Source organism: Gilvimarinus sp. 1_MG-2023 (assembly GCF_030548285.1).
The window spans coordinates 25,829-37,130 of sequence record NZ_JAUOSC010000016.1 but is presented as its reverse complement, the minus strand read 5'-3'; the positions used below and the strand labels follow the sequence as shown (position 1 = coordinate 37,130).

The following is an 11,302-nucleotide window of genomic DNA, read 5'->3' as shown; positions in this document are numbered from 1 at the left end:
CGCCTATACCCCCTGCTCGGTATCGGCAAACATCAACCGGTGAAAGGCCTCTTCAATTAGCTGTATACGCGCCTGCTCCATGGGCTCGCCTTTGCGGTTGCGGGGGATGGCGATGTTGTGGTCGCCGTTGACATAAAGCACGTCCACTTCGTCATCCCGGCTTTCGGTCAGGCGAATGGCCAGTTTTTCAATCAACACCGCGTCCAGCACAGCGTTATCCAGCTTGATGCCTTCTTCGGTGCCGTCAATCACGCTGGGCAGGTTGCGCCACACCACCAGCACCTGCTGGCCGGCGCGGTTGGTGCCGTAGACGGTACGGAACCACCATTTGCCAGACTCGCTACGCTTGACCTTGGCCTGCCATCGGCCGTATTCGCCCTGGCTTAACTCAGCGTCAAAATGGATTGGCGCGGCAATGTGCTCCACCGTCAGCCCCAACAGGTAGTTAAAGGTTTCCAACAGATCCACATTGACCGGGCGGGTTTCATCGCCGCTGGCGGAACGTACATTGAGTTTGTATTGAGTAGGATCGATAAATTGGCGGGTATTTAACAGCGACTGGGAGTCGCGGGTTTCGACTTCCAGCATGTAGTTCATGATGTAGGCTTGGCGCGCGCTATCGAATGGCGAACCTTTTCTCTCCTGTAGCAACTGCTCCTGTTTTGCAATCCGACTTAACAAGAGGTTATTAATAGAGTCCTCGTAACTTTCAAGTCTCAGATAGCGAAACATCTGGCTAACGCCAGCGTAATCGCTCTCTCCTGTCGAAACCGGCTCGCCTTCTGCCCACTGGTCAGCGTAGACGGCTTTCGTGAGACGCGATTTGAGTGCCTTATCGAAATAATCACCCATTTCCACCAAACAATATTTACAGTCTCCTATGCCGTCCCTTCTCATATTGATGACAGCATTGCCTGTCGTTCCCGAACCGGCAAAAAAGTCCGCCACTAAATCTCCTGCTACCGTAGTCTGGTTTACGAACCTTTCAATCAGCTTTGGCGGCTTTGGGTTGGGAACAACCCCCTTTTCACCCAGCATACTCGCTAGCCGAGGCTCGCCATCGGCGTATTGCCTTACCACTGAAGTCGGCACTGAGCTTTCCACTTCACGAAGAAAGTACTTTTGCTGAGGCGTCACATCTGCCCCACCGAACCAAATCCTTTTATCACTAACATACTTATCAAATGATGGCCTTGAACCTATGGTTCGGTATGGAAAAGACCAACCACGCTTCGGCGGCCTATAGGTTATTCCGTCAACCGTAGGTTTGTAGTAGCGGTAGTTTTCCGATTTCGGATCCTTCGTCGAAGGGGATTGCTTTCCCGAAGGCATGGATGGCTCAACTTTTCTCCACACCCAAGGCTTGGCCTGTCTATCTTTCGCCTCTGAGAAGTCGACATACCCTCCTGAGTCATCACGGTATTCAACGAACGCGTAAGGATACAAACCTTTCCAAGGGTCTGTTTTGACAGCCTCGGACTTATCTATACCCCTATCCACCTCTCCGGAAATATGTTGCGACTTGTGATCTTTATATAGGTTTTTGATCTCTCTTTCGATTACATCGATAGGCGCGAACTGGCGGCCAAGCTCAGCAACCAACTCGCTCACTTCTAGATATCCCGCACGAACCTCCTTGAACATTCCCTCAGTGCTCTCAGCAGCTGCGCGATCCTTCGCAAAGACTTCAACATATTCATGATTTGTTGAGTAGGCGGGCGAATTGTTGCTAACCGTATCTTGAACCCAAATAATTTCTTCTACTCGATTCTGTTCACCAAACACGTCACCACAAAGAGCGGAAAGCTCATCCCTCTGTATCTCGTTGATGCTTGAAAAAAGAACCCCGTTCGTCGCCATCATCTCTCTCGCTAGCGACAGACGATCGTTCATCATCGACATCCACGTGGAGCTTTTATAGGCATCTCGATATACAAAGCCATCATTTCCGGTATTGTATGGAGGATCGATATATACACATTTCACTTGGTTTCTGTATCGTGCTTGAAGGAAACTTAATGCTTGAAAATTTTCAGAATGCACCAGCAAGCCATCGCACAGCTGGTCAAGATTATCAATCTCGGCTAAAACTCGCTCTTTATAGGCACCCTCAAAATTACCTGTATCCACCATCATGTAGCGATACTTGGGCTTAGCCAGCAGCTCCGCCCAACTCAGCGTCTTCCTATGTTTTGCCAACTGTTCGAGATCAATCTTGTAAAGCCACTCCCAATCTTTGAGCTGCTTCTCATTATCAAAGGCCTCGGCCAACAGCTCGGGGGTATTTTCCAGTCGGTCAAGCGTAATACAGTAGTTGGTCTCGGTAACAAATTTCTTTTTTAACCACAGCTTTTTCTGGAAATTTTCCAGCTGCGCCAGAAAGGCGATGATCTTTTCGCCCAGAGAGCGAATCACTTCGATTTTGCTGAGCAACGGGCCCAAGCGAACCGGGTCATTTTTCAGGGAGGCAATATCCGCCCAGTCGAGCAGTTCGTTTTTGATATAGAAATCCAGCTCGCGGGTTAAAAAGCCGCCCAGATCTTTGTGAATAAAATAATCGAACGTGTTCTTTTTGGTGTAGTTGTTGAGCTGCCCGGCCAGCATAGAGTAGTCCGCCAGTTCGCCGTCGGCTTTGCGGTAGGCTTGGGCAAGTGCGGTTTTCCAGGGCTCCGGCAGGGCGGCCTCGTCGCCCAGCAGGCGCTCTTCGGCGATGGTGCGCAGGGCATCCTGGGCGGGTGGTTTTTTACTGGCTGCGTCGGTGGCTTTGGCTTTGGCTTTTTCCGTCCAATCGGCCTCGGTGGCGGGGCGGAAGTAAAAGCGGCATTGTAGCTCTTTATAAATTTCACCCTTTTCCAGCGGTTCGCCGTCAATCAGCTCAAACGGCTGTTCGGCGTCCAGCACAAAAACGCGTTTATTATCGGCGGCTTCCTTGTTGTTGTCCTTGGCGCCGGCGTCGGCATCCACCAGTTTGAAGTGCACACGCATGGGGTCTTCGCCCGGCCCAGCATTGGGGTTTAGGCGGAAGCTGTAGTCGCGCAGGGTTTCGCTGCTTTTGATGTAATACTGGTCTTTGTTGGCCCAGTGCAGTACCACCTCTTCGCCTTGGTAGGGAATGGCGTAGGTGCCGTCTTTGTAGACGCGGCGAGAGAGAAAGTCCCCTTCGCTGTAGTAGCGGTTAAAAAAGGTGACCAGGGCATCGTAGACTTCGCCCTCTTCCCGGGCCAGATCGAAGCCGTCTTTGAGGTGCGCTTGCAGCTCTTTGACTTTAGGGGAGTCTTCCGCGCTAAAACCGGCATCCTCGGCGGCCTTGCGAGCTTTATCTAGCTCGGCCTCCAGTTGGGTTTTGTCCTGGCTGGCAAACTGGCTAAACGCCTTTTGGGTAATATTGGGCAAGTCTTTTTCGATAAAGCGGTTAATGTCGTCCTTGCGGGCGTGCATGATGCGGTAGAGGCCGAAATCCAGCTCCGGCTGGTTGAGCTGGAACATTTCGCGCAGAAGCTCGGCAAACTTTTCCCGGCGCTGTTTAGCTTTGAGCTGTTGAGTGGCGTTACTCATGGTGATTCCTGTTGTGACTGATTCGCTTGTTCCGAATAGGGGGTAAAAGTGTTGGTTTCCTGGGTCAGCAACCGCAGCAACTTGGGGTGGACAAAGAGCTTGTCTCGCCCCATTTGTTGCTCGCGCAATACGCCAATGGCGTGAAGTTCCTTTAGGTACACCGAGGCGGTCTGCCGCTTGGCAATACCCGCGTCCACCAGGTTGGCAATGCGGCAGTAGGGCTGGGTAAAGGTCAGCTCTACCAGTTCGCGACTGTAAATAGTGGGCAAGTTGTCTCGTACATAATCAATGGTGTGTTCCTGTAGCTGGCGGATGGCCATGATTTTGTCCCGCGTCCAGTGAGCGGTGCTGCGCACGGCCTCCAGCATGTAGAGCACCCAGGGCTCCCAGGCCTGGGCTTCGGTGACCTCGCGCAGCAAGCGGTAGTAGTCGGCTTTGTGCTGAATAATGTGGTGACTCAGGTAGAGCACCGGAATGCTCAGCAGCTGTTGCTCGAGCAAATAAAGCAGGTTGATAATGCGCCCGGTGCGGCCATTGCCGTCGGTAAAGGGGTGGATGGCCTCGAACTGGTAGTGGGCCACGGCCATGCGGATCAGGGGGTCAATATCCTCAGCGCGGTGCAAGAACTTCTCCCAGTTAGCCAGCTTGTCTCGCAGGAGGTCTTCTCCCTCGGGGGGTGTATAGATGGTTTCGCCCGTTGCGGGGTTGCTTAGCGTGGTGCCCGGCACCCGGCGGATATCCATGGCGGCGCCCTTCATGGTGGCACAGATAGTCACGGCGGTACTGGTGCTTAAGGGGCGTTCACTGAGGGATTGAAACCCCTGCCAGAGGGCGGTGCGGTAGCGCAGGGCCTCTTTGGTGGCGGGGTCGGCCCGGCTTTCGTCGGCCTGGGCGTATTCGAACAGCTTGTCGGTGGTGGTGACAATATTCTCGATTTCCGAGCTGTCTTTGGCCTCCAGCAGCGGGATGGTGTTGATCAGCATAGCCTGGTTGGGAATCAGCTCCCCTGCCTGCTTAAGCTCGGCCAGGGCGGTGCGCGCTTCGATGCAGGCCTTGAGGCAGGCTTTGGTCTCCAGCTCGGTCGCAGGTGGTAGCGGCGGTAAGTCGTTATAAGGCCTGTTGGCGTCAAATGGCGTCATTGTGAGCTCTTCGGGATATTCAAGGCCACCCCTGCTGGCACTATTTTGATTAGTCTGCGGGCGCTTGGAGTGGCAATAAAAGCATTTAAAGGGGCCATCGTCGCATGCATATGTCGATTAAATCAAGATAAATCGACATATTATCGAGACATGTCGACACAATCGACACGGCCGAAAAACCTGTCGATAATTTGCAAATTAATCGACAGGTTATACAAGTTTCCAGCGCACCCTGAATAGGTGGTGGGTGCTACTACGCTGATGCATTTGCTTTTCCAGCGCCTCAATTAGATCATCCCGCTTGCGCTCTATTTCGTCTTCCACATCGAAAATGTTTTGACGATTGTGGCGCTGGGTACGCTCCAACTTTTTAATGTCTTCTTGGGCCTGTTTTTGATCTTGGGGCGTTTGCGCGGTCCGGGACAGGCGCTTGGCCTCTTTGAGCTTGGCGCGAGTATCTTCCAGCTTTTGCTCGGCGCTTTTTACGTTGTCTTCGGCCCAGGCCTCAAGTTTATTGCGCTCTCGCTCAAAAAACTGATTATTTTCATCCAGCGCTTCGCTTAAACGGGCATCCAGCTGGCGTGCCACGGTGGCCTGCAGCTTTTCCGCGAGCGCGGCCGGTACGGGCTCTGCCGGTGCAAGTTTAGCTGCCAGGCGGAACATTAGCTCGGCGCGTTCTTTATCTAGCAGTTCACCCTCAGCGGTTAGCGCGGTAAACACCAAGTGCTCTTCTTTTTGAAAGCTGTCTAGTTCTAGCTGGTTTAGCTCTAACCAGCCGGATTGACCCACCAGAGGCTCTAGCGCGGAGTATTTGACGGGGTGATTGGTAAGCTCAAAATTAAGCTGAGCCGCAGGCGTGTCCAACCGGCGGGCGGTGTCGAGTACCCACTCACCCAAGGGGTGGCTTAATCGATACAGGTGAGTGTGGGCAGGTGGGTTATGGCCTTTGCGAATTAAGGCGTAATCGCCGGCTGGAACGGTAGAGACCGGCGACTCCATGAGCCCGAAGCCGAGCTCAACATCGTTAAAGTCGGCTTGGCCCTTCAGCTGGTGTTTGGTGAGCTGCCAAAATAAGCGACTGATTAAATCTAACTGCTGCTCCGCCGCGCGGTATTGGTTTTTAAGAAGGTCGTGAATTTGCGCATCAAAATGCTCCAGGAGCTTTTCCTGGGTTTCCTGCATTTTTTCGTTGATGCTTTCTTCTAAGTCTTTTTGCAGCTTGTTAAACGCAGTTTCTATTTCATCGGTGGTGCGGCAGGTGTTGTAGATGTCGGCAATGCGCTTTTCAAAATCGAGGCCAGACTCTATGCGGCCTAATACTTCATCGGAGGCACCAAATAAACCATCGAACAATTGAAATTTGTCGCGCAATAGCTCTAGCACACGGCGGTCAGCGTCGTTTTTCCGGTTGAGGAAATTTATCACGACCACATCAAACTTTTGACCGTAGCGATGACAACGGCCTATGCGCTGTTCAACACGCTGCGGATTCCAGGGTAAATCGTAGTTAATGACGAGGCTGCAAAACTGTAAATTTACACCTTCGGCGGCAGCCTCTGTGGCGATTAAAATTTCGGCGCTATTGCGAAAGTGGTCGATCAACGCAGTGCGCCGATCGACGGCGGCACTGCCTGTGATTTGATCCGAACCCTGGTTGTCAGCCAACCAGCGCTGGTAAATGGCTTGTGTGGTCGCAGAGTTATTAGTACCGCTAAAGGTTGCGATTTTACCGGCAAAGCCGTGGCGCTCTAGAAACTGCAATAAATAGTCTTGCGTGCGGCGGCTCTCGGTGAATATAACGGCTTTGCGCTCGGCGTTCATGCTGGCCATGTTCTCAAAGCCTTGCTGTAAAGCCGATAGCAGCGCCTCCGATTTAGCGTCTTGCTGAATTCGGTTGGCTAAATCGAGGTATTGTTCCAGTTCGGCAATTTCACCGCGCAATTGGCTTAGGTTGACGGCATCGTCATCACCGATGGGCTGTACATTAAACTCCGATGGAGCTTCGGTAACTTCTAGCAGCTCATCTTCTAGCTCATCAGAGTCAATTAAGTTTTCTAGCCAGTTGTCGTCATCTTGCTGTGTTTGTTCGAGCTTTTTTAAGCGTCGAATCATACTGTGCAATGTATTTACAATGGCCGATGTGGACGAGGCCAAGAGCTTGCGCACCACCAAAGTCACTAAGTGACGCTGGCGATGCGGTACTCCGTAGGTATTTTCACGCTGTAAGTAAGCAGACACTAAATGGTACAAGCGCTGCTCATCCTCAGATGGCACAAAGGGAATGGTTATGGGTTTGCGTTCAGTGTAGCGAATATATTCGAGCACCTGCTTGCGCAGGGTACGCTTGGCAAACTCTGCCAAGCGCTCTCGCAGGCCTTCTAAATCCTCGCCGCCACGCAGATATTGCCGGCGAAAACTGGTGGCATCGCCAAACAGGTGTTCGTCAATAACGGTAGATAAGCCGTAGAGCTCAATTAGCGAGTTTTGCAAGGGCGTCGCGGTTAGCAGAAGCTTTTTACAACCAATAAAAGCCTCCTTAATTGCCTGCCCGGTGCGATGACTCTCGCGGTGAGCGTTGCGAAGTCTGTGCGCCTCATCAAAAATCGCTAAATCCCACGGTATACGCTTTAGCTCTTTAACCATTCGCGCCGCAAAATTATAGGAGATAACGGTTACTGAAGCCTGATTAAACGGCTCGGAGACTCCTTGGGCGCGTTGCTGTTTGTAAGTTTTGGCATCTAAAACCTGAGACGGCAAATGAAACTTTTGCGCCAACTCATTGGCCCACTGCTTACGAAGCGCAGCAGGGCAAATAACGATAAGCCGACGCCGGTGTTCTGCCCAGTACTGCGCCAACACTAAAGCCGCTTCAATGGTTTTGCCTAGGCCCACCTCGTCTGCCAGCACAACACCCTTGACCAAAGGGTTTTGTAGCGCAAACAAAGCGGCGTCGATTTGGTGGGGGTTTAAGTCAACCGAGGCGTCGAATAGTGACTGAGTAATCCGGTCTACCTGACTGCCACGGCGACGGCGAGTGAGCTCGTAGGCGTAGTATTTGGCGTGGTAGTCGGTAATTTCCATAATCATCCCGATATTGGCTGCCACATTAATTTTGGCATTTTATTCAACCCTCAATATGCCATATTTAGCTTAGCGATGTAAAACCGGCCGTTAAGTGATTGAGAATCCAGTGGCTGGACGAACAGTCTTCTCAAGGTCAGCTAAATATAACACCCATTGCGAATAGAGGCTTTGTAAGCAAGAATTTAGTATCCGCTAAAGATTCAACCGCCAGCCTCCTATAGTCAATAGGGATATTCCGGCGCGCCCATTTGTTTAGCGGTTAGTTGGCTAACACCTGCATGCCCGTTCCAGTTTTTTCAAGCTCAAAGTTCACATGTGGTATCTGCTCTTCAGAACAGGCGTTAATGATCTTGTTATAGAATGTCGGACTTACTTTGCCAATATCATGTGTAGCTGCCGCAAATGCCGCGCCCTCCGGAAACAAATCTGACACTGGCGAGCGCCGTATCACCTCCTTGGCGACCTCACCGACAATTTGACAATGGCTCTCAACAGACCTGCCAACTATTATATTTCCGTTATTGTTAAAGGATTTTGCCGGACAATCTCTATAACTTATTGTCTTTAAAATGGCTTTAGCTTTCTTTTTCGGCCTAATCATCACCCGTCTCCTTACAGCCCACCTAGCGAGCCTACATCACCTTATAAAAACTCAAAAAGAAACACTCACCTGCATTACACTCCCTGTAGCCTGCGCCTGTACCTACCGGAAATGCCAAGCCCGTTATAGTGCTCCCATCGTCGGTAGTAGTGCCCCAAAATTGGTAGCCTCGGGTATTATCCGGTGTAGAAAACTGGTTTAAAATGTACGGGGCCGCCGCTGAATGACTCACCGACAAATCAAACCCACTGCTTGTCATCACGCGTATGACATTGTCATCTCGTGGCACGCAGACACCTTCTAAACAATCCATTACCACTTTTTCCGACCGCACTAAGGCCTGCTTATCAAGCGTTTTACTGGTGTCTACATCGTAACGGTAGCCTTCGTAAACACCTTCAATAACTGGAATAAAAGCATCACCCCCGTCATCGCAAGCATCAATTTTCTGACCTGCTATCGCTTTAAAACTGCCCGTAAAAAGCACATCTGTCGTTACAACGCCCGAGTAGTCTCCTGTGGGTGTTACCGCGCGAAACTCTCGCCCAAACGCAGTGGTTGTAAGCATTGCATCACCGGTAACGTAAGTGCAGGTTGAATAATCGTTAAAACATGCTCCGTGCTGGCTGATGTCACTGGCATCATTTTGCAGCCCAGCGATGGATATTGGGCTTTCTGTGCGGCACTCGGATGCTATATCTCTCTCGCTATTCGCCCCCGATATTGTCAGGCTATTTACCTTGTAGTTACCTTCCATACTGTTGTGAAGATTTACAATTTTGTCTAGCCCGCGGGGCTCATCCGGGCGACCATCAGAACCCGGGCCAAGATCGTCACCACCATCGCTACTGCCACCCCCACAGGCAGATAAAATTGTTGATATCAGCAAAACTGTCAGAATACGGAACATACAAATCACCTATGGAAAGTCGTCAACTACGGTTGATCCAATGTGGATCGCGTTTTGTTGACACCACTGTAACGATTCGAACCTTGTCCGCAATACTGTAAATTTAACCCGCAATAACATCTGACAACCCTCTTTAACGACACCCAGTTTCATCAGAACAACCACTGTTTTATGTCATTTAAATTGACAAGGATGATTTGCTGGGCCTCAGGCACGGCGTCTAGCACTTTGGTGTTAACTCGCATTTCTTGCAGTAGGTATTGAACAAGGCAGGCGCGGGTTTTTATGCGCAGTTGGCCATTGTGCATTTGGTAGTCGTGCTCTATAACGCTGCGTTTATCGAGGGTTAAGCGCAAATCGGGCTCGAAGATGAGCTCTACTTCGGTGTTCCAGGCGGTATCTTGCCCGGCGCTGTGGGTGGCGGGACCGGATAAGGTGACATCGCCGCGAAAGCGGCTGAGCACAAAGTCGCGGAATTGTTTTTTATGCTCACACCAGGCGCGCAGGTGCCAGCGCAGGCCGGTTTGCACCAGCGAGTGCGGGGCGATTACCCGCCCTCGGCGGTTGGGGTTGGTGAGGGAGACGTAATCAACCTCTAGCCGTTGGTGGTGGCGAATCGCCTGTGCAATCGCGCGCATCAGTGCAGGCTCCAGGCCGCGACTGGGCAGGCTTAGCGAGTGAATGGGCAGTGTTTGCAGGGGTAAAGGTTGCGACAGCCAAGCGAGGTACTGCTCTGCCTCACCGGTAATAAACAATGGTTTAAAATTTGAGCTGGGCTGGTGGCACTTGCGGCTATTGCAGTAGTTAAGGTTGCCGGGCATGAGGGCGGTGTAGCGCTTTATGTCTTGGCTGGCCTGCTGGCGCGACAAACCAAAGTGCTTAACCAGAAGGCTGCTATTGGCCGCTCCCTCCCAGTAAACAACTAGCTCGAAGATGTGTAACCGCGCTTTCTGCGCATCGCTGATGTCCATTGCAGCGTGTCCTTGTTGTAGTGTGGCATTAATTCAACTGCTTATAGTGCCACACTAACTCCGAGCATGTAATACCCGCCATCTTGTCATTGGCGTTATCGCTTACGCAAGCCTTGCAAGAGGTGAAGAATCGCCGGCAGCATTAGCGCTACACCCACTACGATAAAAACCAGGCCGTCTTTTTCAAAGCGCAGCGATTCGGGCAGTAGATCAATATTGGCAAAGTGCATGGCCATGCCCAAGCCAATGAGTATGCAGCCGATAAAATCCAGCACGAGTAGGTGTATGGGTAACTTCATAATTTTTCCTTTTGTTATTTGCGGCGGGAATGTTTTTCCCAGTTTTCCTGACGTTTTTGTTCGCTTTTTTTCAATAGTACGTAGGTGGCGCCGCTGGCGCCGTGGTGTTTTTGCGCTGAGTGGAAGGCGAGTACGTCGTCGAACATGGGCAGCCAATTGGCTACGCAGCTTTTGAGCAGTGCCGGCTGTTTGCGACCCTCGCCCTTGCCGTGGGTGATCAGCGCGCAGCGGATATCGTGCGCCATGCAGTCGCGCACAAATTGGTAGAGTGCGCGGCGGGCTTCGTCTACAGTCATGCGGTGCAGGTCGAGCCGGGCGTCGATACTGTATTTGCCCAAGCGCAGATTTTTATACACACCGTGCTGCACGCCGTCGCGTTTGAACTCGAGAATATCCAGCGGTTGCACCGGGTCGATGTGCTCGCCGCTTAAAAAGTTAGTGTCTTTGACTGTGGTGGCGGTGGCCGCCGCCCGGCGCTCGGCCAGCAGTTGCTCACTGGGTTTGTCTTTTTCCAGCACGACCTTTTTTTCCGCTTTTATGCGGCGAACGTCGCTCATCTCACGGGTAAAGAGATCGTCATCTTGATCTGTCATAAGAGGAATCCTAAGCCGTTACATCTTGGGCTTTCAACGCCACTGATGGCCTATTATGCCCAAATTCGGGCACAACAACCACGGCCGTGCGCCCTGCTCTGCTATAGACTAAGCTCAGAAGGGGTAAGCTCAAGCAAGGAATGTGTGGCT

The 11,302-nt window shown here is 51.7% G+C and carries 8 protein-coding genes; all 8 read right to left on the bottom strand.

From position 1 onward, the window contains the following. Positions 1–3: 3 nt before the first annotated feature. On the bottom strand, positions 4–3,555 hold the full coding sequence (locus Q4563_RS14500) for a site-specific DNA-methyltransferase (protein ID WP_303604954.1): 3,552 nt from the start codon (positions 3,553–3,555) through the stop codon (positions 4–6). Next, the gene (fic, locus tag Q4563_RS14495) at positions 3,552–4,694 is read right to left on the bottom strand and encodes a protein adenylyltransferase Fic (RefSeq protein WP_303604953.1); all 1,143 of its coding nucleotides are present in this window, start codon (positions 4,692–4,694) and stop codon (positions 3,552–3,554) included. The genes Q4563_RS14500 and fic overlap by 4 nt, the downstream gene beginning before the upstream one ends. A 210-nt stretch (positions 4,695–4,904) precedes the next feature. Then, positions 4,905–7,775 (bottom strand): SNF2-related protein, encoded by a 2,871-nt coding sequence (locus Q4563_RS14490; RefSeq protein WP_303604952.1) that lies wholly within the window; start codon positions 7,773–7,775, stop codon positions 4,905–4,907. Positions 7,776–8,037: 262 nt separating this feature from the next. Continuing rightward, positions 8,038–8,379, bottom strand: coding sequence for a hypothetical protein (locus Q4563_RS14485; RefSeq protein ID WP_303604951.1), 342 nt, complete (start codon positions 8,377–8,379; stop codon positions 8,038–8,040). A 31-nt stretch (positions 8,380–8,410) separates the two neighbouring features. Further along, on the bottom strand, positions 8,411–9,289 hold the full coding sequence (locus Q4563_RS14480) for a hypothetical protein (RefSeq protein ID WP_303604950.1): 879 nt from the start codon (positions 9,287–9,289) through the stop codon (positions 8,411–8,413). 152 nt (positions 9,290–9,441) lie between these two features. Then, complete coding sequence (locus tag Q4563_RS14475; RefSeq protein WP_303604949.1) at positions 9,442–10,260, bottom strand: helix-turn-helix transcriptional regulator; 819 nt, start codon at positions 10,258–10,260, stop codon at positions 9,442–9,444. Positions 10,261–10,355: 95 nt separating this feature from the next. Further along, complete coding sequence (locus Q4563_RS14470; RefSeq protein ID WP_215975891.1) at positions 10,356–10,559, bottom strand: DUF1418 family protein; 204 nt, start codon at positions 10,557–10,559, stop codon at positions 10,356–10,358. Positions 10,560–10,573: 14 nt separating this feature from the next. Continuing rightward, complete coding sequence (gene smrA / locus Q4563_RS14465) at positions 10,574–11,152, bottom strand: DNA endonuclease SmrA (protein ID WP_303604948.1); 579 nt, start codon at positions 11,150–11,152, stop codon at positions 10,574–10,576. Positions 11,153–11,302 lie beyond the last annotated feature (150 nt).

Bases quoted from the DNA above. Each gene is read 5' to 3' on its own strand.
- fic (WP_303604953.1), bottom strand. From the start codon at position 4,694: ATGACGCCATTTGACGCCAACAGGCCTTATAACGACTTACCGCCGCTA.
- Q4563_RS14470 (WP_215975891.1), bottom strand. From the start codon at position 10,559: ATGAAGTTACCCATACACCTACTCGTGCTGGATTTTATCGGCTGCATA.
- Q4563_RS14480 (WP_303604950.1), bottom strand. From the start codon at position 9,289: ATGTTCCGTATTCTGACAGTTTTGCTGATATCAACAATTTTATCTGCC.
- Q4563_RS14485 (WP_303604951.1), bottom strand. From the start codon at position 8,379: ATGATTAGGCCGAAAAAGAAAGCTAAAGCCATTTTAAAGACAATAAGT.
- Q4563_RS14475 (WP_303604949.1), bottom strand. From the start codon at position 10,260: ATGGACATCAGCGATGCGCAGAAAGCGCGGTTACACATCTTCGAGCTA.
- Q4563_RS14500 (WP_303604954.1), bottom strand. From the start codon at position 3,555: ATGAGTAACGCCACTCAACAGCTCAAAGCTAAACAGCGCCGGGAAAAG.
- smrA (WP_303604948.1), bottom strand. From the start codon at position 11,152: ATGACAGATCAAGATGACGATCTCTTTACCCGTGAGATGAGCGACGTT.
- Q4563_RS14490 (WP_303604952.1), bottom strand. From the start codon at position 7,775: ATGGAAATTACCGACTACCACGCCAAATACTACGCCTACGAGCTCACT.